The sequence below is a fragment of the Aeromonas sp. Marseille-Q5825 genome, assembly GCF_946892685.1.
Lineage (GTDB): Bacteria > Pseudomonadota > Gammaproteobacteria > Enterobacterales > Aeromonadaceae > Aeromonas > Aeromonas rivipollensis.
The window spans coordinates 110,847-136,273 of record NZ_CAMPOU010000001.1 but is presented as its reverse complement, the minus strand read 5'-3'; the positions used below and the strand labels follow the sequence as shown (position 1 = coordinate 136,273).

The following is a 25,427-nucleotide window of genomic DNA, read 5'->3' as shown; positions in this document are numbered from 1 at the left end:
CACTCCTTGTGTTGCTGCCCAGGCCTCAGGCCTGGGCGATAAAAACATGCTTGATCAACAGCTTGTCGATCTCGGGCAGGCAGGTACCGCAGTTGCTGCCGCAGCCGAGCAGGGCCTGCAACCCCGCCAGCTCGCTCACCCCCTGCCGGGTGATGGCATCGACGATGCGCTGCTCCGACACCCGCAGACAGGAGCAGACCAGCCGGCTCTCCCCGGCCAGGGCCAGGCTCAGGGTCTGGCTCAGGGCCCCCGCCTGCAGCGGCGTGCCGAGCAGGCTGGCCAGCAGGTCAACCTTGATGTCAGGGCGCCGCTCCCCCACCAGCAAGATGCCCTCGATGCGATCTCCGGCCAGGGTCAGGGCGAGCCAGCCCTCTTTCAGGGGGAGCCGCAGCCAGTGCCCCTCTGCCCCCAGCCGCTGCCACAGCCCCTGGGTGCTGTCGGACCATGAGGCCAGCAGGGTGCAGTTGCCCTCGGGCAGGGGGCGCCTGGCCCACCAGTCCACCGGCTCGCGCCAGTCATGGCGACCGCACCAGAGCCCCTGCCAGCGGGTGGCCTGCGCCCTGGCCTGCACCCGCCCCTGCTTGAACATGGGCTGGCCCGAGAGGGGATCCACCACGGCGGCGATGAGGCGGTTGACCGCCCCCTGGCTGCACTGACTGTCGGTCCAGTGCATGGGCAGGAAGGCCTCCCCCTCCCTGAGCCCCTCGTCCAGCCCGACCAGCAGCAGGGCCTCCCCGAGCTCGTTGTAGAGGCGCACCAGATCCCCCTCCCTGGCGCCGAGCGCCAGCAGGCTGGCGGCCCCCACCCGCACCCTGGGCCAGGGCTCGGCCTCCTGCAACCTGGGCACGTGACCTGTGCGGGTCATGGTGTGCCACTGATCCCGCAGCCGCCCGCTGTTGAGGAGCAGGGAGAGATCCTCCCCTTGGGGGGCGGCCTTCGGCTGGGGGGGGAAGTGCTGGGCCAGGGGCAGCAGGCGGGCCCGGCCATCCGGGGTGGCGAAGCGCCCGTCCTCGAACAATCGGGCTCGCCCCTTTGGCCAGTCGCCGTTGACGGGCCAGCTCAGGGGGGCGAGCGCCTCGAACTCGGCGCGGCTAAGATCCGCCAGCCCCGAGATGTCGAACTGGCGGGCCCCTTCGTTCTCGAAGCCGGAGAGGGCGGCGTGTTCACAGAAGATCTCGTGCTCGTGCCCATAGGCGAACCCCTCGCCAAAGCCGAGCCGGCGGGCGAGCTGGGTCAGGGCCCACCAGTCGGGCCTTGCCTCCCCCGGCAGGGGCAGGAAGGCGCGCTGGCGGCTGATGGTGCGCTCGGAGTTGGTGACGGTTCCGCTCTTCTCCCCCCAGGCGGCGGCGGGCAGCAGCAGGTGGGCGAGGCGCGCCGTGTCGGTATTGGCCGTCACCTCGGAGACCACCAGCAGCTCGCAGCGGCTCAGGGCTTCGCGCACCCGGTTGCCGTCCGGCAGGGAGACAGCCGGGTTGGTGCCGAGCACCCAGAGGGCGCGGATCTCCCCCCTGTGCACCGCCTCGAACAAGGCCACCGCCTTGTGCCCCGGCCCGCGCACCATGGTCGGGCTTCCCCAGAAGCGCTGCACCCTATCGCACTCCTCCTCGCCAAAGCCCATGTGGGCGGCGAGCTGGGTCGCAAGTCCCCCTACCTCGCGCCCCCCCATGGCGTTGGGTTGCCCCGTCATGGAGAAGGGGGCCGCCCCCGGCTTGCCGATGCGGCCGCACAGCAAGTGGGCGTTGATGATGGCGTTGGCCTTGTCCACCCCCTGGTTGGACTGGTTTATTCCCTGGCAGAACAGGGTGACAGTCCTGGGGGTGCGGGCAAACAGCTGGTAGAAACCGAGCAGATCGCTGCGGGATAGACCACAGCTGCGGGCCACCTCGTCCAGTTGCCAGGCCGGATCGTCCAGCGCCGCCGCCAGCGCCTCGAAGCCGCTCACATGCTGCGCCACATAGGCCTTGTCCCAGCCGTCGCTGTCGAGCAGATAACGGCACAGGCCGTTCCACAGCGCCACATCGCTGCCGGGCTTGAGGGCCAGATGCAGATCCCCCTGCTCCGCCGTCATGGTGCGGCGGGGATCCAGTACCACCAGCCTGAGCTCGGGGCGCCGCGCCCGCGCCTGCTGCAGGCGGCGAAACAGCACGGGGTGGGTCCAGGCGGTATTGGCACCGGTCAGCACCACCAGATCCGCCAGCTCCAGATCCTCGTAGCAGGCGGGCACCAGATCCTCCCCGAAGGCCCGCTGATGGGCCACCACAGCCGACGACATGCAGAGCCGGGAGTTGGTGTCCACGTTGGCGCTACCCAGATACCCCTTCATCAGCTTGTTGGCGACGTAGTAATCCTCTGTGGTGAGCTGGCCCGACAGGTAGATGCCGATGGCTTGCGGCCCAGACTCCGTCAGGATGGCGGCAAGGCGATCCGCCAGGGTATCCAAAGCCTCTTCCCAGCCGATGCGCTGCCCCATCCAGCGCGGATAGAGTAGGCGGTCGGGGAAGGCCAGGCTCTCCAGCAGGCTGGCCCCCTTGACGCACAGAGCGCCGCCGTTGGCCGGATGCTCTTCATCTCCCTGCAACTGCCAGCTCTCCCCCTCCCGGCTGAGCCGGATGCCACACCCCACTCCACAATAGGCACAGGTGGTCTTCATTCCCTCGCTCCTTGTCGCCGGCGGCCCCCGGGGGCCGCCTCCTTGTCCTGTTTGATGACGGACCCATAAAAAAGCGTCCGCCCCCCTGCGGGGACGGACGCCGTTGTCCGGATGCCTCGATCATCTTGTATGGGGAAGTGACTGCAAAGCCCGCGCCAGGATGCAAGGTGCGTCGCCACTGGGTATCCGGGTGAAGGGCTGCGCCAGAGCGGTGCAACTGCTCCCTTGTTGGGCCCGCCGGGCGGGAGTCGGCACCACAGGCTGGGCAAGGGGCCCACCGGGGGTATAATGCGCCGCCACAGAGGAGAACGAGATGAAAGAGTCAGGTTACGGCGCCGCAGAGCGGGTCGATGCGCGGCCGGATGCGGCCCCCGAGTATTGCGCCATCGGGCTGGTCAACCCCAAGTCACCGGAGAACGTGGGGGCCGTGATGCGGGCCGCCGGCTGCTACGGAGCAGAAGAGGTCTACTACACGGGTCAACGCTTCGAGCTGGCGCGGCGTTTTGCCACCGACACCAAGCAAATGGTGGAGAAGATCCCCCTGCTCGGGGTCGAGGATCTGCTGGCCTTCGTCCCCGAGGGCTGCACCCCTGTGCTGGTGGATCTCATCGAGGGTGCCACCTCGCTGCCTGACTACGAGCACCCCGAGCGGGCCTTCTACATCTTCGGCCCTGAGGATGGCACCCTGGAGCCCGCCCGTTTCGCGGCGGTGAAGGAGGTTGTCTACGTGCCGACTCAGGGTTGCATGAACCTGGCCGCCTCGGTCAATGTGATCCTCTATGATCGGCTGGCCAAGAAGTTAAGGGCTGAGGGCTGAAGGTGAGCCTGGTGGCCGGACAGCAGGCCGCCTCAATCCTGTGATGACGCCTCCCTGCGCACCCTCGCCTCCTGCTCCCTGATAAAGTCCAGATAGTCGTCGTAGAGCCGGTTTTCCCGATAGATCCGTGCCAGTGTCCCCTCCCTTATCAGGGTACGCATGCCGGGATCCCAGAGCCCATGCAACTGCCTGCCCTTCTCGTTGTCGGCAAAGATGGGGTAGGTCGGGATCCAGCGCAGGAACACCTGCGCCAGCTCGGGCGGAAGGGCCTCCTTGGGGTAGAGGGCGCCGTCGGTCAGGTAGTATCGGTAGCGCCCCTTGAGCAGCAATTGCAGCGCCATCTCATGGCTGTCTATCTCGTGCCAGCGCATCGGCACTGGGATGAACTTGTCGAAGGCCCAGCCCCGCAGCCAGAGCACTTCCTGCGCCTTCAGGCTGTGTTCGCCGTCCCAGTGCGGCAACCAGCGACGCTGCATCACCACGCTCACGTGATCGGCCGAGTCGGGGTAATCGGGCTGATGGGCACCCTTCACCTCTCCCCGATAGACCCCCATCGCCATGTCCCCCCCCTTCTGCGACACCACCGCCAGCGCCCGCTTGTAAGGGACCAGGTGCGGGCGCACCACATAACCCTCGGGCTCGTAGATGGCACGCACTATGTCCAGATAGACACCTTCGCCATCCTTCTGGCAGAAGCCGGGCCAGTCATCGCAATAGACATCCAGGGTATCGGCCCGCACGGGCCAGATGAGCAGCAGGCAGCAGAACAGAAAAAGACGAACCATGGGTTTCCTCGGTGGTATGACAGTCGGCAGGCACTCACCGCCAGACGGCCCGTTCAGGCATACTGATAGCATAGAAAGCCAGCCTGCCTGGTTACATTTTTCCCGATTTTGCGAGCGAGTCGAGGGTTATTGCCCCCTCGATCGGTATCATGGATCATAAGATTCATTAGTGACCTAACCAAGGGGAGCCTTCTCATGCCAACCATCAAATCCCTGCTCTGTCCCGTCGATTTTTCCGAGATGTCCAAGGCCGTGCTCGACTACGCCGTCTTCATGGCCCAGAGCCATCAGGCCGAGCTCAAGCTGGTCCACGTGGTGGATCAGCTGCACGGTTTCGACAGCTACAAGATCCTGCACATGACCGCCATCGAGATCACCCATGAGATGGAGCGTCAGGCCAAGAGCCAGCTCAAGGAGCTGGTCGCCACCCTGCCCATCCCGGCCAAGTTCGAGGTGCGCTTTGGCCGCGCCGCCGACGAGATAGTGATCCAGGCGAAGGAAGACAAGGTGGATCTGCTGGTCATGGGCAGCCACGGTCGCTCCGGCATCAGCCACCTGCTGGTGGGCAGCGTGGCGGAATCCGTGGTACGCCACGCCCCCTGCCCCGTGCTGGTGGTGCGCAAGTAACCCCAACCCCCGACCTAAGGCCAGCATATGCTGGCCTTTTTGCTCTCTATGCCCCCTCAACCGTGGGCATAGATGACGCTGCCCCCCTTGATGGTGTCTATGATGGCCCTGGACTGCTCTCGCGGCAGGGCCGGGCAACCCCAGCTGCGGCCCAGCTTGTCATATTTTTGCAGGTGTCTAGGGCTCGCATAGTCAGCCCCGTGCACCACTATGGCGCGCTTGCGGGCATTGCTGTTCTTGCCGGGGCTCAGGCCGTCCAGGCGCAGTGAGTAGCCGTGCTTGCCCTGATAGGTCTCGGCGGTGCGATAGACCCCGAGGGAGCTCTGGCGGGAGTTGAGCTGGTTGGAGAACTGGCGCGCGGCCAGCTCCCCCGAATTGCGACCGTGGCTGACCCAGGTGTGGTAGAGCAGCTTGTGACGCTTCACGTCGATGACGAAGAGGCGGCGCATGGTCGAGGGTTTGCTGTAGTCGATGATGGTGAGTATGGGTTTGCGCTTGTGGCGCACATCTTGATAGCCCTGCAGGGCCTTGCGGAATACCTGCTTGTCCAGCTTGCCCGCCAGACCCAGCTGGCGATAGAGATCCTGATCCCAGCTGGCGTGGCCCTGGCTGCTGAAGCAGAGCGCCCCCAGCAGCAGCGGCAACCCCAGCCAGAGGCTGGCCAGCCGCGACATCCAATACTGTCGCTTCATCCTTGAAGTCGCTCCCCTTCCTGAACTGGCGCTCTGAATGACGCCATGTCTCGCTGGATAGTTATATGCAAGCCACTGATAGTGCGCAATAAAAAACCACAAAAATGCCGACCTGAGTCGGCATTGACGTCAATATGCTGACGACCTTGCTCAGGCACGGATCAGATAGTCCGCCTGACCGACCCACTTATAGCTGGTCAGCTCGGTCAGCCCCATGGGGCCCCGGGCGTGCAGCATCTGGGTCGAGACAGCGACTTCCGCCCCCAGGCCAAACTGGCCGCCGTCGGTGAAGCGGGTGGAGGCGTTGACGTAGACAGCCGCCGAGCCGGCGCCGTTGACGAAGCGCTCCGCATTGGCCAGATCGTTGGTCAGGATGGCATCTGAGTGGCCGGCGTTGTGCTCGCGCATGTGGGCCAGCGCCTCGTTGACGTCAGCCACCAGCTTGACCCCCAGGGTCAGCCCCAGCCATTCGGTGTCGAAATCTTCCGCTCCCGCTTCGCACAGGTTGTCGGCCCCGGCCAGCAGTGGCATGGCGTTGGCGGCGCCTACCAGGGTCACCTTGCGCTCGTTCATCAGGGAGACCAACTGCGGCAGGAAGCGGGCGGCGATCTGCTCGTGGACCAGCAAGGTATCGAGGGCGTTGCAGGCGGAGGGGCGCTGCACCTTGGCGTTGTCGATGACCGCCAGGGAACGCTCCAGATCGGCACTCTCGTCCACGAAGATGTGGCTGATGCCAAAGCCGCCGATGATGACGGGGATGGAGCTGTTCTCCTTGCACATCTTGTGCAGCCCGGCACCGCCACGGGGGATGATCATGTCCACATAGCGGTCGAGGCGCAACAGCTCGCCCACCAGGGCCCGGTCCGGATTGTCGATGTACTGGACAGCCTCGGCCGGCAGACCGGAGGCGGCCAGCGCACGCTGGATCACCCGCACCAGCTCCAGATTGGAGTGGAAGGTCTCGCGGCCACCGCGCAAGATGCTGGCGTTGCCGGTCTTGAGGCAGAGGCTGGCGATATCGATGGTGACGTTGGGGCGCGCCTCGTAGATGACGCCTATGACGCCGATGGGCACCCGGCGGCGGGAGAGGCGCAGGCCATTCTCCAGCACCCGGCTGTCGATTTCGGCGCCGACCGGATCATCCAGGGAGATCACCTTGCGCACGTCCGCCACTATACCGGCGAGGCGGGCGGGGTTGAGCAGCAGGCGATCCAGCATGGCTTCCGACAAGCCGGCGTCGCGGCCAGCCGCTATATCCTTCTCGTTGGCAGCCAGGATCTGCGCACTGTGCGCCTCCAGTTCATCGGCGATGGCGGCCAGCGCCCGGTTTTTCTGCGCCGTGCTGATGGTCGCCAGCTGATAGGCGGCCTCGCGGGCCGCCTGCCCCATTTTCTCCAGACTCATAACATCATCCTTTTTCTCTTTCATAGGTGTCGCTCATAGCAGCACCATATCGTCTCTGTGGATGGCCCATGATCCCATAGCCGTAGCCGTAGCGGCAGGGTTTATCGGGGCCGACTGCTCACAGCAGCACCATATCGTCTCTGTGGATGGCAACGGCGCCATAGCCGTAACCCAGCACGGCCTCTATCTGATCCGAGTGTAGGCCCCGCAGCTTCTCAAGCTCCAGATGATCGTAACGGCAGATGCCGCGGGCCAGCTCGCTCCCCTGAGGGCCCAGGATCCGCACCACGTCGCCACGGACGAAGTCTCCCTTGACCGCGACTATGCCCTTGGGCAGCAGGCTGGAGCCCTTCTCCTGCATGGCGGCCACGGCCCCCTGATCCACCTGGACTTCCCCATGGGGGGGCGGCCCTGCCAGGATCCAGCTCTTGCGCCCTTCCAGCGGCGATGCCAGCGCCGGGAACAGGGTACCCACCCGCTCGCCAGCGGCGAGGCGACCTATCACTTCCGGGATCTGGCCGGTGGCGATCACCACGTTGACCCCGGCGCGGCGTGCCACGTCGGCGGCCTGCAGCTTGGTGGCCATGCCGCCGGTCCCGAGGCCGCTGACGCTGTCACCGGCGAGGGAGCGCAGGGTGTCGTCTATGGTCTGCACCTCTTCGATGAGTTGGGCATCCGGGTTGGTGCGGGGATCCGCGGTAAAGAGCCCCTTCTGGTCGGTGAGCAGGATCAGCAGATCCGCATCCGCCAGGATGGCGGCGCGGGCGGAGAGGTTGTCGTTGTCCCCCACCTTGATCTCGGCGGTGGCCACGGCGTCGTTCTCGTTGATGACGGGGATGATGCGATGATCGAGCAGGGTGCGCAGGGTGTCGCGGGCATTGAGGTAACGCTCCCTGTCCTCCAGATCGGCGCGGGTCAGCAACATCTGGCCGATGTGCAGCCCGTAGAGGTTGAACAGGTCCTGCCATACCCGGATGAGCTGGGTCTGGCCCACCGCCGCCAGCATCTGCTTGTTGGGCAGGGTCGGCGCCAGCGGAGGGTGCCCCAGGTGCTCACGTCCGGCGGCGATGGCGCCGGAGGTCACCAGAACGACACGATGTCCGTGTCGATGCAGGGCGGCACATTGCCTGACCAGCTCCACCATGTGGGCACGGTTGAGACGGGCAGATCCCCCGGTGAGCACGCTGGTGCCCAATTTGACGACTATGGTTCTGTTTTCCATGGGAACAAAGGGTTAGAAAAGTAAGGAATCCCTTTATACCCACGGCCCTGTTACCCTGCAAGGCAATTAAGCCTCACAGCTGTCATGGCAAAGAAGGAGGCCCCGCGGATATGACCGCAGGGCCCGGGGGGATCAGGCCGCCGTCACGTTCAGCTCGGCGGTGACCTGCTTGGCGGGAGACAAGGTGCACTCCAGCAGGGTCAGCTTGGCGCTGATGAGTTTGTAGAAGTGGTTGAGGGTACGCTCGACCTCTGCCTGATGCTTCTTGGGCAGCGGCTTGTTGATCCACTCCCCGTCCGCATTGTAGAAGCCGACCTGATAGTGATAGCTGAAGCTGTGGTCCTCCTGCTCCAGCACCAGCCACCAGCCCCAGAACTCCCGCTTGTCCGGCGCCGGTTTGGCGCTGACGCATACGGAAAGGCAGTCGAAGCGGTAGCGTCCCTCTTCGCACAGATCCTCGCGCAGATAGGGGCCAATGGCCGCGAATTGCCTCAGCAATCGCTTGTAGGTCACTCTTTCTGACATGCTAACCTCCCTGTTGAACAAGCCATACCATCACATGATGATGTTACATTTTTAGTTCTATATCATGTACATAAGTGTTTCTTTAGCCAATCTACCGTCTCTTTGAGCGCCTCGTCATACACCTCCAGCAGAGGCTGTTTGTCGAACACCACCGCCTTGCCATTGCGGCTGGCGGAGGCCAGGGCCCGGACATCCTGCTCGGGACAAATGAAGTCACGCTTGTGGCCAATGCTCAGGATGGGCACAGAGGTGCGGCTCCCCAGCAACCCCTGGGTCTTGAGGGAAAAGACCTGGCACTTGGTGCGCAGCAGATCCCACTGGGCGGCATCGGCCCCCAGGCGGTTCGCCAGCCCGTCCCGCATCATGCGCGGACAGCGGGCAAACATCTCCTGATTGGTAAACACCTGATTGATGCCGGCCCCGATGCAGACCACAGTCCTGAGCTTGAAGGGCTCGATGAAGGCGAGGCGCGCCGCCACATTGCCGGCGAGGCGGAACCCCACCATGGCGATGCGCTGATGATCGACCCAGGCCACCTCGGAGAGGTGGTTGAGCACCGCCTGGTGCAGGCGACTGGTGTCCTGCACCAGCGGCCAGTGCTCCGCATAGCCGGTTCCCGGCATGTCCAGCGACAGCATGCCGATGCCGTGGGGCTCGAGGCACTTGAAGTAGAAGTTGAGGAAGTCGACCTGGAGGGCGTCTATGCCACCGCTGACGATGACCAGAGGCACAGGCCTGTCGGTGGTGGGCAGGTGCAGATAGCCTTGAATGGTCTTGCCCCGGAACGGGACCTGCAGCTCCTTGAGGGGCACCTTGAACAATCTGCCTGCCTCGCGGTAGGCCATGTTGCAGAGCAGCTGGGCCTGATCCGCCAGCTCGTCATTCTTGAGATGGGGATAGCTCGCGATGGAGTAGTAGCGCACCGCCTTGAGCAGATTCTTCAACGCCCCGGCGCTGTCGCCCTGGCTGACCAGCTCGCGCCCGGCATTGAAATAGCGGCCAGCCAGCTGGCTCCACTCATAGACCCAGTTGCCGGGCACATAGCCTTTGATGGTATCCAGATAGCGCTCGTGGCTGCGCTCCCCCTGACCCATGGCGATGCGGGCAAGAGTCTGCTCCACTTCCACCGGATCCGCCCCCTGCCAGGCCCAGGTCGGCCGGCGCAGCAGGCGGTACCAATGGGGCGACAGGGCGCCGTCGATGAAGCTCTCGGCCAAGGAGCTGTCCTGCTCATCGACCGGGCTGGAGTTGGATATTTCGGAGGTTTCCAATACCTGTTTGACCCGGGTGAACAGCTTTTCCGTCAGGTTGGTATCGTCGTTTGGTTCCAAGATGGTGACTCTTCTGTCTCAAACAATGGTCCATCTTAACCACTTTTCACCGCGGGCAGCCACATCATAAACGCATAAGGCCCCAAACAGGGGCCCTATGAAACCGTCTTGCCATCAGCGCGAGCAAACCTCCCCCACTAAAGTCAGGGGCGGGGCGCCAAGGCAGGGGGCGATTACTCTTCGTCGCAGATCGGGTTGGCAAACTCCAGCGCCATGTCCCAGGGCTGCTCAATCCAGGTGTCCTGCGGGATGGCGACCTCGAAGTCATCCAGCAATTGCTCGCCCATGGGCTTGGCGAAGATGGCGATGAACTTGGCCTTGGGATAGAGCTCGCGGATCGCCTTGGCGGTAGTTCCTGTGTCCACCAGATCTTCCACTACCAGCCAGCCTTCACCGTCACCGGCTGTGGTGGCGGCCTTGACGACCACCAGCTCACGCTGGCTGTTGTGGTCATAGCTGGAGATGCAGAGGGTTTCGACGTTGCGAATGCCAAGTTCACGGGCCATCAGGGCAGCAGGCACCAGGCCACCACGGCTGACCGCGATGATCCCTTTCCACTGGCTGACGGGCAGTTGACGACGGGCCAGACGGCGCGCTTCACGTTGCAGGTTATCCCACGATACATAGAACTTTTTTGGCATGCTATCGATCTCAACGAGTTATAAAGGCAATCACTAAGACGTAAGGGTCCCGGCAGACACACGGGATCCGGTAAATTCTGGCCCCCGTTTCCTGAATTTTGCTTGCACTTTTGCGGCCTCAGGGATGAACCCTCGGCAGCAAAAAGCAGATGCATTGAAAGCAGGACGGGCATGGCTGGCGGCCATCTCGATCTAGACCCAGACCTCAGGCCAGCTGTTGGGCCGGTATGATAGCACCCTTTGCAGATAAAATGACTGGCAAACGTATGCGAAAAACAGGAAAAGTCGGCCATCTCCTGCCCGTTTGGCCTCCCCTCTGGGCTCAGTCCTCATCAATAGGGTGCTCATTCGAAGAGCAAACCTCGAATTTCGGGTAAAAAAATAGCAGGGGGAGGATGGAACCCTCACACACCTGCTGCTTTTCTGCTTTCTCTGTCAGCCCGGCTGACTGCCCGTCTTAACGACGACCGGCGTAGGGGTTCGGATAGTTGAAACCCTGGGTATAGAGAGACTGGGCAAACCAATAGGTTGAATTGCTGCCTGACATAATGAACTCCTGATTGCTTAACAAGTTACGTACCTTTAATGCGGGTTCAGATCCTTGAACAGACACTCGGTTCCGTGGAGGCGCACTTGCTTTGCTTCGGTTCCCTGGAGGCATTCATTGTCATCCTGACAAGTGGTTGACCCACGGCGGCTAATTTACCACCCGGCGGCGAAAAGACAATATTTTTGTGATGCGCGTCACGAATTTCATCTTCTGCTGATAACCATGGGCGAGGCAGTCATGTTCGCCATTCAGGCTCCCTTTATCAGCACAAGCAGACCGCAATTTGCGCAGATCGCTCACATTTTTGTGTGATTGACTGTATTATCGTTACCCTCTTCTGCGGCCCACTGGGCCCTGTCCATTTCCGTGCTGGTAAGGAGTCCCGACGTGGCACAGCTTAGTTCTCTGTCTCCCAAATTGATTTGGCAATTCTTCGAGCAGATCTGCTCCATTCCCCACCCCTCCAAGCACGAGGCCAAGTTGAGCGCCTGGATAGTGCAGTGGGCCCAGGGGGAAGGCCTGGCGGTCAAGCAAGACGCCGTGGGCAACATCATCATCAAGAAGCCGGCCACCCCGGGCATGGAAAACCGCAAGGCCGTGGTGCTGCAGGCCCACATCGACATGGTGCCCCAGGCCAATGCCGACACCCGGCACGACTTCACCCAGGATCCCATCGATGCCTACATCGACGGTGAATGGGTCACCGCCCGTGGCACCACCCTGGGGGCCGACAACGGCATGGGCATGGCAGGCTGTCTGGCCGTGCTGGCCGACAAAACCATCAAGCACGGTCCGCTGGAAGTGCTGCTGACCACGGACGAAGAGACCGGCATGACAGGCGCCTTCGGCCTGGAAGCGGGTTGGCTGGAGGGCGAGATCCTGCTCAACACCGACTCCGAAGAGGATGGCGAAGTCTACATGGGCTGCGCCGGCGGGGTGGATGCCAATATCCGCTTCCCGCTGGAGCAGGTTGCCGCCACCCAGGGTGAAGGTTTCGAGCTGCAGGTGAAGGGGCTGCGTGGCGGTCACTCCGGGGTCGACATTCACCGCGGTCGTGGCAACGCCAACAAGCTGCTGGTGCGCCTGCTCAAGGCCGCCGAGCCGCTGGGGGTGCGTCTGGCCGAGATAAGCGGCGGTACCCTGCGCAACGCCATCCCCCGCGAAGCCCGCGCCACCCTGCTGGTGCCCACTGCCAGCGTCAGCGAGTTCAAAGCCCTGGTTGACCGCTACGCCGGCATCTATCAGAGCGAGCTGGCCGCCACCGAGGCGAACCTGACCGTGCTGCTGAGCGGCCGGGACATGCCCGCCAAGCTGATGAGCGAATCCCTCCAGACCCGCCTGCTGGATGCCCTGATGGCCTGCCCCAACGGTGTCATCCGCATGAGCGATGCCATCCCTGGCGTCACCGAGACCTCCACCAACCTCGGCGTCATCAAGACCCTCGAGGGTGAGGTCTATGTGCAGTGCCTGATCCGCTCCCTCATCGACTCGGGTCGCGAGAGCGTCGAGCAGATGACTCGCTCCCTGTTCAGCCTGGCGGGCGCCAGCTGCGAATTCACCGGCGCCTACCCTGGCTGGGCACCGAACGTGGACTCCCCCGTCATGGCCCTGGTACGCAACAGCTACCAGACCCTGTTCGGCGAGATGCCGAACGTCATGGTGATCCACGCCGGTCTCGAGTGCGGTCTGTTCAAGAGCGCCTACCCGGATTGGGACATGGTCTCCTTCGGCCCGACCATTCGCGGTGCCCACTCACCGGACGAGCGGGTTCATATCCCGGCGGTCGAGCGCTTCTGGCAACTGCTGGTCCACGTGCTGGAACAGATCCCGGCCAAGTAAGCACGGCCTCCCGAGCCACTCCATGCCCCGCCCAGTGCGGGGCATGTCATTGGGACTGTGCCCCTCCTTTCTCTGCGTTGACCCCTTCACTGCCCCTGCCGATCCCCCTTGAAATCGTATCCATAAGCAACCCTGGATTTGAAAACCTTTTCCATGATTTATGTAAATTTACAACACAATAAGTTGATCGAGATCACAAAAGCCTCTAGCATCAAATTGTGACCAAGGTCACAGGAAACAATAATCAACAGAGCGAAGAGGTAAGACCATGTTTGAGAACCTGGCAGTGCTGTTCCACCTGAAAGGTGCATCCAGCAAGAAAGGCACACAAGAGAAAGACACTTATGCGCCTTCGACTCGCAACTACTACTTCCGCTATGGTGCCTGATGTCGCCCGTCCGGAAGTTGAAAATTACGACGTAATAAAACTACAAAACAATTCAACAATTCACACCACAGCCACCCCCTCGGGGCGCTGTCCTGCCCGGGCCAGATGTTCCACGGCCAAACCTGAACTCCAACCATGAAGATGGGGCCCACAGGCCCCATTTTTTTATTGCTCGTCCCCGACGCCACCCTGCTGCGATACCGGCCCTGGCGAAGCGGACGCCGGCATCAGACCGCCTTTCCCAGCGGCGCCGCCTCCACCACGGACAAGGGGAAGTGGCAGGCCACCTGATGGGCCTCTGTGCCACAGGGCTCCAGACTCGGCGAGGTGCTGCGGCACAGCTCTGTGGCATAGGGGCAGCGCTGATGGAAATGGCAGCCGCTCGGGGGCGAGATGGGCGAGGGAACGTCCCCGGTCAGCAGGATCCGCTGGTTGCGCCTGCGGGGATCCGGCACCGGGATCGCCGAGATGAGCGCCTGGGTATAGGGGTGGCGCGGGCTCAGGTAGAGTTGCTGGGCCTCGGCCAGCTCGACGATCCTTCCCAAGTACATGACCGCAATCCTGTCCGAGATGTGTTTGACCACAGAGAGATCGTGGGCGATGAAGATGATGGCCAGATTCATCTCCCGCTGCAGGGTGAGCAGCAGGTTCACTATCTGGGACTGCACCGAGACGTCCAGCGCCGACACCGCCTCGTCGCACACCAGCAGTTTGGGCTTGAGGGCGATGGCGCGGGCTATGCCGATGCGCTGGCGCTGGCCGCCGGAAAACTCGTGAGGATAGCGATCCACCGCACTCTTGGGCAGTCCCACCTTGTCCAGCAGCTCCAGTACCCAGCTGCGTCGCAGCGCCGTGTTGCCTTTACCGTGGATGATGAAGGGCTCTTCCAGGATCTGGCCCACGGTGTGGCGACCGTTGAGGGATTCTGCAGGATCCTGAAAGACTATCTGCATCTCCTGGCGCAGGGATCGCATCTCCCCGGGTGACAACCGGGTGATGTCGCGCCCCTCGAAGCTTATCTGCCCCGCCGTGGGTTCAAACAGCTTGAGCAGGGAGCGCCCCAGGGTGGACTTGCCGCAGCCGGACTCCCCCACCAGCCCCAGCGTCTCCCCCTGCTTGAGATCGAAGCTGATGCCATCCACCGCATAGACGGTGTAGGGCTTGCGCAAAAAGCCGCCACCCATCTTGAAGTGCTGCTTCAAGTCTCTGACCGACAACAAGGTGCTCATCGCCGCCGCTCCTGTCCATCCAGGTAAAGAGCCGACATAGCCCCTTCCCGATTGCTGAGGTGCTGCTTCAACTCCCGTACCGACAACAAGATGCTCATATGCTCAACTCCTTCCAGTGGTGGCAGGCCACAGCGTGGCGCTCGCTCAGCTGCTCGGTCACCGGTATGGTGCCCACGCAGATCTCGGTGGCGTGGGGACAACGGTTGGAGAAGCGGCAGCCCGCCGGCATCTCGTGCAGGGCGGGCACCTGGCCCTTGATGGTCTTGAGCAGGCTCTTGGGCACGTCTTCGAGGCGCGGGATCGAGGCCATCAGACCATGAGTATAGGGATGGCGCGGGTGGTCAAACAGCTCGAAGATGTCGGCCCGCTCCACAGCGCGACCCGCATACATCACCACCACCTCGTCGCACAGCTCCGCCACCACCCCGAGATCGTGGGTGATGAAGATGATGGCCATGCCGGTCTGGGCCTGCAGCGCCTTCATCAGATCCAGTATCTGGGCCTGGATGGTCACATCCAGCGCAGTGGTCGGCTCGTCGCAGATGAGCAAATCCGGCTCGCAGGCGAGCGCCATGGCGATCATCACCCTCTGGCGCATGCCGCCGGAGAGGTTGTGGGGATAGACGGCGAAGCGCTGGGCCGGCTCCGGGATCCCCACCTTCTGCAGCATGGCAATGGCGGCCTCCCGGCGCTGCGCCTTGCTGAAATCGGGCCTGTGCAGGCTGAACACCTCCATCAGCTGAGTCCCGACCGTTTGCACCGGATTGAGCGCCGTCATCGGCTCCTGGAAGATCATGGAAATGCGGTTGCCGCGCACCTTGTACATCTGATCCGGCGGCAGCGACAGCAGCTCCTCCCCCTGAAAGCGGATGGAGCCCGCCACCACCTGACCGTGGGGCCTGGGCAGCAGCCCCATGATGGCCAGCGAGGTGACGCTCTTGCCGCAGCCGGATTCGCCGACGATACCTATGGTCTGACCCGGGGCGACCTGGAAGCTGACCCCGTCGAGCACCTTGATCTTGCCGTCGTCGACGCTGAACTCCACCTCGAGATCCCGCACCTCCAGGATGGGGACCCTGCCCTGACCGTTATCAGCGGTAAACGTCCCCCCATTGTCTCGGACGTCGAGGATGGGGGCCTGTGTCTCTGCCATCGCCTCCCCCTTCTCAATGATGCGCATAGGTCTTGTCGATCAGGGTGATGGGAGAGAGCGACTCACCCGCTTCCTTGGCCTTCCGGGTCTCTTCCTGCACCTTGGGATCGAGCCAGAGCAGGCCGCCACTGCTGTGGGGGTAGCCATCCATGGGCCAGTAGAGCAGATCCGGGGTGTTGCGGGTGGCGGGCACCTCCGGCAGCATCACGTGGCGCCAGCTGCTGGCCCGCACATAGTTGAGCTGCACCCCGGGCACGAAGATGGCGAGGTCATAGATGCGCTGCTGGATCTGGCGGGAGATCTCGGCCCGCTTGGTCATATCGAACTCGACGTTGTAGGCGTCGATCAGGGCGTCCAGCGCCTTGTCGGCCACGTTGAACAGGTTGTTGGTCTGGGGCTTGTTGGCGTTGGCCGAGTGGAACGACTCCCAATATTGCGGATAGAGACCGCCGCCACCCCAGCCGAGCCAGGCCGCCTCGTGTTTCTTCTCCAGCATCACCTTGAAGCCGGTGGCCCCATCCACCAGGTTGAGCTCCAGATCCAGGCCCGCCTTCTTGGCCTCTTCCTTGAGTACGGTCAGCCGCTTGGAGTGCTCCTGGCTGGTGTAGGTGAGGGCCAGGGTCAGCCGCTCCCCCTTGTCATTTTGCAGGATGCCGTCCGGCCCCGGCTTGTTGTAGCCGCCCTTGGCGAAGTACTCCCGAGCCTTGGTGATGTCATAGGCCCGCTCCGGCAGTTTGATGTCGGTGAATTCGCCAAAGCCCGAACCGAAGGTGGTGGCCCTGTCATAGTCGCCGTGCAGCACTGTCGCTATCATCTTGTCCAGGTTCATGGCGTGCTGAATGCCGAGGCGCACATTCACGTCCGCCAGCTTGGGGTTGGCCACATTGAGGTGCACCCCCTGCCCCCCCTGCTTGGTGTCGGTCATGGCCATCACCTTCTGCACATAGCCCTTCTTGTATTCCGGCGTCACGGCTTTTTCATGCCACCAGTTGGGCAGTATCATCTCGAAGGTGTCTATCTCTCCCTTGAGGAAGTGGCGAAACGCTATGTTGTGATCCCGGATCACCTGCACCTTGATGCGATCAAGGTTGAATCTGTGCTGGTTGTAGCGATCCTGCTGGGCCCACCAATCCTTCTGCTTGCTGAAGGTGATGGACTTGCCCTTCTTCACCTCGCTCATCACATAGGGGCCCGTGGTCGGCACCACAGCCCAGTTGTACTGCTTCACCCAGTTCGGGCCCATCTTGTAGTAGTGCTTCGGCTGGGGCCACAGCTCCGTGGTGTTGAGGAGATCCAGCCTGGCCTTGCGGCTGCCCGCCTTCACCAGGATGGTGTGATCGTCAATCTTCTCCACCGCCACCACCTCCGTGGTGTAGTAGTTGTTGAACCAGGGGCCCTTGATGTCCTTGGAGCGCATCATCTCGTAGCCGAAGGTGTAGTCGTCGGCGGTGACGGGCTTGCCGTCAGACCATTTGGCGCGGGGATCCAGCTTGAAGTAGACGGTCTGGCTGTCCGGTGCTATGGCCCAGGCGCTCGCCAGCGAGGGGATGGGATTGCCGGTATTGGGGTGGAAACTGATAAGCCTCAGCTGGTTGTCCAGGATGAAGGAGCGGAACGAACCGTTGGAGTCAGGCCCCACGGTGCGAAACGTCAGCGGAAAGCTGTCGATGAAGAGGTTGAGGGTGCCACCGGGCAGTGCCTTGGGAGAGGCAAACACGGGGTCTGTGTCGTTGGTCTCCCACTTGAGATCCGCGGGCAGGCTGGCGGCCCACACCCAGGATCCGTTCACCAGCACGAAGAGAGCACCTATCCATTTGATTTTATTGTTCATGTTTGACTTCCATGTCATGCCCCTGCACCGGGGGCGTCTCAATTAAGGGTTGGATACCCAGGGCCCTGAGGCGCGCCCCGGGTCACTGATAACGGGTAAATTTGCGCGGATCGAACGCCTCGCGGATCGCTTCGCCGATGAAGGAGACCATGATCAGCACCAGGCTCACCGCCGCCACCACAGAGCTGACGATCCAGATCGCATCCAGGTTGTTGATCCCTTGCGAGAGCAGCTCCCCCCAGCTCGGGGTCGGCGGGGCCAGGCCGAAACCCAGGTAGTCCAGCGCCGTCAGGGTGGAGATGTTCCCCACCACGGCGAAGGGGGCCAGGGTGACTATCATCATCAGGGTGTTGGGCAGTATGTGGTTGAAGATGATCCGTTTGGTGCTCGCCCCCTGCGCCCGCGCCGCCATCACATAGTCCCGCGCCCGCTCCTTGTAGGTGAGGGTGCGCATGTACCAGGTGATCCCCATCCAGCCGAACAGCACGTTGATCCCCACGAAGAGGCCGAAGTTCGGCTTGGCCAGTGACACCAGTATCATGATGACGTAGAGGAAGGGCACCTGGGACCAGATCTCGATAAAGCGCTGCAACACAAGGTCAAAGCGCCCGCCGAGGAAGCCCATCATGCAGCCGATGCTGACCCCGATGACATAGCTCGCCACCAGGGTGATGAAGGCAAAGCCGATGGCGATGCGAAAGCCGTAGACCAGGCGCGCCAGCACGTCGCGACCGCTGGTGTCGGTGCCGAGGAAGTGGCGCTCCGTGAGGCTGGGAGCATAGGGTGGGTAGGCCTCCTCCTTGAAGTCCTGCTCGTAGGGGTTCCAGGGCACCAGGGGCAGCAGCACCCAGTCCCCCTTCTCTTCCTGTGCAAATTTGCCCTTGAGCTGGCGGTAGTTGGTCTCGTACTCGTAATCGAGCCCGAACTGCTGGCCCGGGATCACGTCGCCATAGGTGGGAAAGTAGAGCTCTCCCTGATAGCTCACCGCCAGCGCCCGGCTGTTGACCAGGAGCTCCGCCAGCAGGGAGATGACCACCAGGGCCGAGAAGATGACAAAGGAGTAGTAACCGCGCTTGATCGACTTGAAGCGCTTGAGTTTTTTCAGGGTGACCGGGTTTAGGTTCATGCTCAGTCTCCAAACCGCACGCGGGGGTCAACGAGAGCCACGCAGATGTCGGAAACGATATTGCCGATGAGCATCAACATGGAGGTGATGGCCAGTATGCCCATGACGGTGGGGTAGTCCCGCTCGACTATGGCCTCGTAGCCGAGCAGACCTATGCCGTCGATGTTGAAGATGGTCTCGATGAGGAAGGAGCCGCCGAAGAAGACGGTGAGCACGGATCCCAGGTGACTGGCGATGGGGATCAGGCTGTTGCGCATGGCGTGGTCGGTGACCGCCTTGCGAAACGGCAGCCCCTTGGCCACCGCGGTGCGCACGTAATCCGCCGACAGGTTCTCCATCAGGCTGTTCTTCATGGTCATGGTGAGGATGGCAAAATCCCCGATGGCGTAGGCGATGAGGGGCAGCAGGGCGTGGGCGAAGAGGGTGCGGATCTGATCCCAGCTGCTCTCCATGGAATCGAAATCGTCCCCCGGGAAGCCCCCCATGGGCAGCCACTCCAGATGGAAGGCAAATACCGTGATGAGGAAGATCCCCACCACATAGGCGGGTAGCGCATAGGCCATGTAGATGAGCATGGAGCTCAGGGAATCGAAGCGGCTGTTGTGCCTGAGGGCCTTGGCCACCCCGAGCGGGATGGAGACGGCGTAACTCAGCAGGAAGGTCGCCAGCCCGAAGAAGGCCGTCACCGGCAGTCGCTCCTTGATGAGATCCCACACCGGCTCGTAGTAGCGGGTCGACTCCCCGAGATCCAGCACCGCCAGCTTCTGCAGCCACTCCCAGTAGGCGATCAGCATGGGCTTGTCGAGACCGTAAAAGACCTTGAGCTCCTCGATCTGCTCATCGGAGAGTGCCTGCGCCCCCTTGCTGCCGCTGGAGCGACCTGTCTCGTTCTGCGAGACCTGTGCCTGCAGCAACATGCGCTCGACCGGGCCGCCCGGCACGAAGCGGGTGATGGTGAAGACGAGCAGGGTGATACCGAGAAACGTCGGGATGATCAGAAGCATCCGACGTAAGAAATACGACAGCATGGTGGAACCTCGTCCTTGTTGTTCTTTTATGGTCAGTCACATCCGGTGACCGGCCTATGCTTCCTGGCATTACTCACTGAATTGACTGGTATTGGCAGACAATCCCGCTCGGCCACTGTAAAAGCTCTGCAACAAAAATCAAGTAGAACTAAGCCCATCGATCGTCAGTGAGGTCCGCAGCATAACTCACCGATGTTTTTTTCCAAAAAATCCAACTTCAATATAAAAAACTGCTACGCCTTCTCATTTAACTTGTTTTTAATTATTAAAAAATTAATTACACAGCCGTTTGAAATTCAAAAAATACAAATAAAAACATACAGATAAAATCAAACACCCTCTCATCTCATTTTACCTATTAAAGAAGAGGGATATATCCTCCGGCCTGAACCTGAACTGAAATCCCCCTAGCACCGAAGATAGATTTAAATACTGCAAAAATGTCATTCCACGATACCGAGGTGATGGCGACAGGTGGTTTATCGATAAGTTCAAAACTAATCAATAAAATGGGGAAATACAAAGTTAACAACATATTTACATGAGCATCCGCATTCTTTACGGAATAAAACGCCAAAAAAATCGCCTAAATCCTGCACAGTCTTCTAATTCCCCTTCCAGTCACCATCCTGGCCGCTCCATTTGACGTCAATCATCAAAGCTTGATAAGCCTTACGCACCGCTCCAACGAGGGCGGTAAGGGAAGCAAACAAAAAAACAATCAGGAAGGATACTAACGATGCTTAGGAAAAGCAGACTCTCTGCTGCCGTAGCGTTTGCCTTGGCGAGCGCGGCAGTTGTGGCCACCCCTGTCCTGGCCGAAGAGGGCCAGAACGTCGAAAAACTGCAAAAAATCAAGGTCACCGGCTCGCGGATCTCCCGGGTCGATGTGGAAGGGTCCACCCCTGTCGTCTCCGTCACCAAGGCAAAAATCGAGCAATCAGGTCAACAGACCGTCGCCGATTACCTCAAACAGGCCTCCTACAACTCCTTCGGTGGCGTCTCCCCGGCCTCCGGCAGCTCCTTCCAGTCCCAATCCACCGTCGGCCTGCGCGGCCTGGGCTCGGAGCGCACCCTGGTCTTGCTGAACGGCAAGCGGGTGGCGGGCTCCCCCACCATGGGCGGCACCTCCATCAACCTCAACACCATCCCCATGGCCGCCGTTGAGCGGGTCGAAGTCAACCTGGACGGCGGTTCGGCCATCTATGGTTCCGACGCCATCGGCGGTGTCATCAACGTGGTGCTCAAAGAGGGCTATGAGGGCCTGACCTTCCAGGGACGCCTCGGTTCCCCGACCGAGCCGGGCGGCGATGAAGCCAGCGGCTCCGTCGTGGCGGGCGTCAACGGCGAGAAGGGCTCGCTGATGGCGGTCTACGAGCACGACAAGAAGGACGTCGTCTATGCCCGGGATCGTGACTATCTCGCCAAGCAGGGCAATGACGCCCCCAGCGCCTACGGCCGCAACGTGGAGGGGATCACCGGCCTCGACGCCAACGGGGATCCCATCTGGAAATACGGCCCCCTGGCCGGTGCCACCAATGCCGACGGCAGCTGCAAGGAGCCATTCATCGGCTTCGAGGGCGGCTGCAACTTCAACTACGGTCAGGTCGCGGCCACCACGGCCTCCCGCAGCCGTGACACCCTCTATGTGAACGGTCGCTACCACATCAACGACAATGTCGACTTCGTGCCGCAGATCATCGGCTCCCGGGTCGAGAGCTTCGGCCGCTTCGCCCCCGCCGCCGGCGCCTTCGCCATAGACCCGTCCAACCCGAACAACGCCCAGTTCTTCGCCGATAACGGCCTGGACGCCGCCGCCACCCAGGGTCTGGGTGAGGCCGCCTACGCCTACTACCGCTTCAGCAACGTCGGTCCCCGTGACAACTATGTCACCGACATGACCGGCAGCCTGAACCTCGGCTTCGAGGGCACTGTCACCACAGAATCCGTGGGCGACATGCAGTGGAACGCCGGTTACATGTACTCCAAGACCGACAACAAGGAGAACGGCACCGGTTATGTGCTGCAATCCGCCGCCCAGCAGGCCATCGCCGACGGCAAGTTTGTCGGGGGCGAGTTCGATCCCAAGAGCACTGCCGCCATGGCCGCCGACACCAGCCGCCGCTCCACCATGGACTTCTACCAGTGGTACGCCGGTGTCCAGTGGGACATGGGTGAGCTGCCGGCCGGTCCGGTCAGCTGGTATGCGGGCGCCGAGTACAACGACTGGGTCTATGCCGACAAGTACGATGCCCAGTCCGAGGCCGGCAACATCATAGGCTCCTCCGGCAACTCCTCCGGCGGAGTGCGCGACGTCACCGCCGCCTACATCGAGTCCCTGGTGCCCATCACGGATCAGATTGAGCTGAACCTGGCCGGTCGCTTCGATGACTACAGCGACTTCGGCAGCGCCTTCTCCCCCAAGGCGAGCCTGCGTTACCAGCCGCTGGACAACCTGATGCTGCGCACCTCCTGGTCCCGCTCCTTCCGAGCCCCCAGCCTGAGCGATCTCTACGCGGCTGATTCCTACTCGGCCGACTGGGCCAAGGACTATGTCTACTGCGAGGCCAACGGCATCTCGGCGGCGGACTGCCCGAACCGCCAGTACGACACCACCCGTACCTCCAACGAGGAGCTGAAGGAAGAGACGGCGGACACCTGGAACTTCGGGGTGGCCTACAGCCCGCTGGATGACCTTAACCTCTCCCTGGACTACTACACCATCAAGATCGAGGACGTGATCCAGCTGAACTCCCTGCAGTCCGTCATCTATGACGAGCTGAACAACGGGGGCTCCAGCAACATCACCCGCAACAGCCAGGGCAAGATCAGCGGTGCCATCGCCCCCATGGTCAACCTGGGGACCCTGAACACCAGCGGTCTGGATCTCAAGCTGGATTACCGCTACGACCTGACCTCCGCCACCATCCGCTATGACCTCGGCGGCACCTACATCCTTGAGTACAAGGAAGGCCTGTACGCCGGTGGCCCCGTCATCGACAAGATCGGCCAGAACGGTCTGCCGCAGATGCGCTTCAGTTCCGGCGTGGGTGTCAACGTGCCCCAGTGGTGGAACATGGATACCTACCTGAGCGCGAACTACATCGACTCCCAGAGCCAGGACTACATCGCCGACACAGGTGAGGAAGTGGGCCACATCGCGTCCCAGACCACCTGGAACCTGAACGTCGGCGTGGATGCCCCCTGGAACGGCAAGATCCAGGTCGGGGTGAAGAACATGTTCAACGCGGGCCCGTCCCTCGAGAGCGATGGCTTCACCTATGACGAGGAGCTCTACAGCATCGACGGTCGCATCTACTACCTCGACTACGCCCAGAAGTTCTGATCCACCAGGAAAGTGACGAGCCGGCCCCCTCGGGCCTGCTCTGCCCAAGGTTCCAAGGAAGTCACGGAGATAGGGTAATCCTATGAAAACAAGGACTATTACAATGAAGAAAGCGCTCCTCGGCAGCCTGGTTTCGGCTGCCCTGCTGACCAGCTTCAATCTGAGTGCCGCCTCTGCCGGTCAGGCAGTGGACGCTCAAGCCGCCACCGACAATGCCTCCAAAGTGTCCCAGCAGAAGATCGACAGCTACGCCGAGTCTGCCGAGTCCGCCCTGGCCCAGTACAAGGCCGCCCTGCGTCAGGTCGACAGCCTGCGCACCTACAACGAGCAAGTGGGCAAGATGGTCGACTCCCAGAGTGCCGAGCTGGCCTCGATGCAGCGCCAGATAGCCCAGATCGATCAGACCAGCACCGAGGTGGTGCCCCTGATGCTCAAGATGATCGACTCCCTCGATCAGTTCGTCGCCCTGGACTTGCCGTTCCAGAAGGTCGAGCGGGAGGACCGCGTGGCGGCCCTGACCGATCTGATGAATCGCGCCGACGTCACCATCTCCGAGAAGTACCGCAAGATCCTCGAGGCCTACCAGATCGAGGAGGGCTTCAGCCGCACCATAGAGTCCTACAAGGCCAGCCTGGACAAGGACGGCGGCGAGAAGACCTACGAGTTCCTGCGGGTCGGTCGCATCGCCCTGCTCTACCAGTCCCCGGACGGCAACGAGACCGGCATGTGGAACAAGCAGACCCGCCAGTGGGAAGAGCTGCCCCAGGAGTATCGCAGCGCGGTTGAACAGGGGCTTCGCATCGCCAAGAAGCAGGCGCCTCCCGCCCTCATCAAGCTGCCGGTTCAAACTGCGGAGAAAGCATCATGAAAGGAATCAGACTCGCCATTGCCTCCCTGATAGCGGGAGCCACCCTGATCACCCTGCCGGTGACCGCCGCCGAGAAGCCGGTGGATCTCAATGCCCTGCTCAATCAGGTCAAGGCCGCCAGCACCAGCGAATCCCAGCTCAACAAGGAGCGGGAGGCCCGCTTCCTGGCCGACAAGAACGAGCAAGGGGCCCTGCTGGCCAAGGCCAAGGCCGAGCTCGCCGCCGAGACCGCCAAGGGCGAGCAGCTCAAGGCCACCTTCGATGCCAACGACAAGCAGCTCACCGAGCTGACCGAGACCCTGCGCCAGCGCTCCGGCAACATGGGCGAGATGTTCGGCGTGCTGCGCCAGTTCGCCGGCGAGTTCAAGGGGATCTTCAACGCCTCCGCCCGCCGGGTCGAACACCCGGAGCAGACGGCGCTGCTGACCCTCCTGGCGGAGAGCAAGGAGCTCCCCTCCAGCGATGACCTGACCGCCTTCTGGACCACCACCCTCGGCCGCATGGTGGACGGTGGCAAGGTGAGCCAGATCCCGGCGACCGTGGTCTACGGCGAGGGCAACCAGGCCGAGAAGACGGTGACCCAGATAGGCGAGTTCAACACCGTCTCCGAGGGCAAGTACCTCACCTTCGTGCCGGAGACCGGCAAGTTCGAGCAGCTCTCCCGTCAGCCGGACAACGCCGTGCTGGAACCCATCGCCCAGTTTGAGCAGGGCAACGGCGCCGTCGAACCCATCTTCATCGACCCCTCCCGCGGCGTGATCCTCTCCCTGCTGGTGCAGTCGCCGACCTTCAAGGAACGCGTCGATCAGGGGGGTGAGGTGGGCTACGTCATCATGGTGCTCGGCGTGCTCGGTACCTTGCTGGCCATCTTCTGCGGCCTGCGCCTGTCGATGATCGGCAGCGCCATGCGCAAGCAGCTGAAATCCGATCAGATCGTCAAGGGCAATCCCATCGGCGAGATGCTGGGGGCCTATCAGTCCCACCGCGGTGACAACATAGAGGATCTGGAATCCAAGCTCGACGAGATCATCCTGCGCAACGTGCCCAAGTTCGAGAAGGGCATCAGCATCATCAAGCTGATCGCCTCGGTGGCGCCGCTGCTGGGCCTGCTGGGCACCGTAGTGGGGATGATAGCCACCTTCCAGGCCATCACATTGTTCGGCACCGGGGATCCCAAGCTGATGGCGGGCGGCATCTCCGAGGCCCTGGTCACCACCATGCAGGGTCTGGTGGTCGCGGTGCCCATGCTGTTCCTCTACACCATAGTGCAGACCCAGAGCCGTCGTCTCATCCAGGTCCTGGAAGAGCAGAGCGCCGGTTTCGTCGCCCGTTATCAGGAACGTCTGCACGCCGCCAAAGCCGCAGCCTAAGGAGT

19 protein-coding genes are annotated in these 25,427 nt (G+C 62.1%); 6 read left to right on the top strand and 13 right to left on the bottom strand.

Annotation, left to right across the window (positions count from 1 at the left end; translation table 11 throughout):
* Positions 1 to 25 precede the first annotated feature (25 nt).
* The gene (locus OC537_RS00635) at positions 26 to 2,650 is read right to left on the bottom strand and encodes a nitrate reductase (RefSeq protein WP_262108445.1); all 2,625 of its coding nucleotides are present in this window, start codon (positions 2,648 to 2,650) and stop codon (positions 26 to 28) included.
* A 313-nt stretch (positions 2,651 to 2,963) separates the two neighbouring features.
* Here OC537_RS00635 and OC537_RS00630 point away from each other — a divergent pair, with 313 nt between their 5' ends.
* Positions 2,964 to 3,467, top strand: a complete 504-nt coding sequence (locus OC537_RS00630) for an RNA methyltransferase (protein WP_025325969.1) — start codon at positions 2,964 to 2,966, stop codon at positions 3,465 to 3,467.
* A gap of 32 nt (positions 3,468 to 3,499) precedes the next feature.
* Here OC537_RS00630 and OC537_RS00625 read toward each other — a convergent pair whose 3' ends face one another.
* Positions 3,500 to 4,252, bottom strand: coding sequence for a hypothetical protein (locus tag OC537_RS00625; RefSeq protein WP_262108442.1), 753 nt, complete (start codon positions 4,250 to 4,252; stop codon positions 3,500 to 3,502).
* 195 nt (positions 4,253 to 4,447) lie between these two features.
* Here OC537_RS00625 and OC537_RS00620 point away from each other — a divergent pair, with 195 nt between their 5' ends.
* On the top strand, positions 4,448 to 4,879 hold the full coding sequence (locus OC537_RS00620) for a universal stress protein (protein ID WP_139744017.1): 432 nt from the start codon (positions 4,448 to 4,450) through the stop codon (positions 4,877 to 4,879).
* A gap of 56 nt (positions 4,880 to 4,935) precedes the next feature.
* Here OC537_RS00620 and OC537_RS00615 read toward each other — a convergent pair whose 3' ends face one another.
* The 6 genes from OC537_RS00615 to gpt all read right to left on the bottom strand — a co-directional run bounded on the left by OC537_RS00615 (position 4,936) and on the right by gpt (position 10,694).
* Entirely contained in the window at positions 4,936 to 5,571 is a 636-nt protein-coding gene (locus OC537_RS00615) for a murein L,D-transpeptidase catalytic domain family protein (RefSeq protein WP_025325965.1), read from the bottom strand.
* 150 nt (positions 5,572 to 5,721) lie between these two features.
* Positions 5,722 to 6,975, bottom strand: a complete 1,254-nt coding sequence (locus tag OC537_RS00610; protein ID WP_163147057.1) for a glutamate-5-semialdehyde dehydrogenase — start codon at positions 6,973 to 6,975, stop codon at positions 5,722 to 5,724.
* A gap of 118 nt (positions 6,976 to 7,093) precedes the next feature.
* Positions 7,094 to 8,197 (bottom strand): glutamate 5-kinase, encoded by a 1,104-nt coding sequence (gene proB / locus OC537_RS00605; protein ID WP_106887690.1) that lies wholly within the window; start codon positions 8,195 to 8,197, stop codon positions 7,094 to 7,096.
* Between the two features lie 132 nt (positions 8,198 to 8,329).
* On the bottom strand, positions 8,330 to 8,722 hold the full coding sequence (gene crl / locus OC537_RS00600; protein WP_106887691.1) for a sigma factor-binding protein Crl: 393 nt from the start codon (positions 8,720 to 8,722) through the stop codon (positions 8,330 to 8,332).
* Positions 8,723 to 8,784: 62 nt separating this feature from the next.
* Entirely contained in the window at positions 8,785 to 10,053 is a 1,269-nt protein-coding gene (frsA, locus tag OC537_RS00595; protein ID WP_163137402.1) for an esterase FrsA, read from the bottom strand.
* A 173-nt stretch (positions 10,054 to 10,226) separates the two neighbouring features.
* Positions 10,227 to 10,694, bottom strand: coding sequence for a xanthine phosphoribosyltransferase (gpt, locus tag OC537_RS00590; RefSeq protein ID WP_025325960.1), 468 nt, complete (start codon positions 10,692 to 10,694; stop codon positions 10,227 to 10,229).
* A gap of 937 nt (positions 10,695 to 11,631) precedes the next feature.
* Here gpt and OC537_RS00585 point away from each other — a divergent pair.
* Positions 11,632 to 13,083, top strand: a complete 1,452-nt coding sequence (locus OC537_RS00585; protein WP_171275569.1) for an aminoacyl-histidine dipeptidase — start codon at positions 11,632 to 11,634, stop codon at positions 13,081 to 13,083.
* A 615-nt stretch (positions 13,084 to 13,698) separates the two neighbouring features.
* Here OC537_RS00585 and OC537_RS00580 read toward each other — a convergent pair.
* The 5 genes from OC537_RS00580 to OC537_RS00560 all read right to left on the bottom strand — a co-directional run bounded on the left by OC537_RS00580 (position 13,699) and on the right by OC537_RS00560 (position 19,838).
* Positions 13,699 to 14,700 (bottom strand): ABC transporter ATP-binding protein, encoded by a 1,002-nt coding sequence (locus OC537_RS00580; protein ID WP_262108423.1) that lies wholly within the window; start codon positions 14,698 to 14,700, stop codon positions 13,699 to 13,701.
* A 94-nt stretch (positions 14,701 to 14,794) separates the two neighbouring features.
* Positions 14,795 to 15,853 (bottom strand): ABC transporter ATP-binding protein, encoded by a 1,059-nt coding sequence (locus tag OC537_RS00575; RefSeq protein ID WP_262108421.1) that lies wholly within the window; start codon positions 15,851 to 15,853, stop codon positions 14,795 to 14,797.
* Between the two features lie 13 nt (positions 15,854 to 15,866).
* Positions 15,867 to 17,684 carry an extracellular solute-binding protein gene (locus OC537_RS00570; protein WP_262108419.1) on the bottom strand — a complete coding sequence of 606 codons (1,818 nt, stop codon included), beginning with the start codon at positions 17,682 to 17,684 and terminating at the stop codon, positions 15,867 to 15,869.
* 82 nt (positions 17,685 to 17,766) lie between these two features.
* Positions 17,767 to 18,810, bottom strand: a complete 1,044-nt coding sequence (locus OC537_RS00565) for an ABC transporter permease (RefSeq protein ID WP_162520032.1) — start codon at positions 18,808 to 18,810, stop codon at positions 17,767 to 17,769.
* Positions 18,811 to 18,812: 2 nt separating this feature from the next.
* Positions 18,813 to 19,838 (bottom strand): ABC transporter permease subunit, encoded by a 1,026-nt coding sequence (locus tag OC537_RS00560; RefSeq protein ID WP_262108415.1) that lies wholly within the window; start codon positions 19,836 to 19,838, stop codon positions 18,813 to 18,815.
* Positions 19,839 to 20,577: 739 nt separating this feature from the next.
* Here OC537_RS00560 and OC537_RS00555 point away from each other — a divergent pair.
* From OC537_RS00555 to OC537_RS00545, 3 genes are all read left to right on the top strand, one after another.
* Entirely contained in the window at positions 20,578 to 23,184 is a 2,607-nt protein-coding gene (locus OC537_RS00555) for a TonB-dependent receptor plug domain-containing protein (protein WP_262108413.1), read from the top strand.
* Between the two features lie 103 nt (positions 23,185 to 23,287).
* Complete coding sequence (locus OC537_RS00550) at positions 23,288 to 24,052, top strand: DUF3450 domain-containing protein (protein WP_106887697.1); 765 nt, start codon at positions 23,288 to 23,290, stop codon at positions 24,050 to 24,052.
* Positions 24,049 to 25,422, top strand: a complete 1,374-nt coding sequence (locus tag OC537_RS00545; protein ID WP_262108411.1) for a MotA/TolQ/ExbB proton channel family protein — start codon at positions 24,049 to 24,051, stop codon at positions 25,420 to 25,422. The genes OC537_RS00550 and OC537_RS00545 overlap by 4 nt, the downstream gene beginning before the upstream one ends.
* The last annotated feature ends 5 nt before the right edge of the window (positions 25,423 to 25,427 follow it).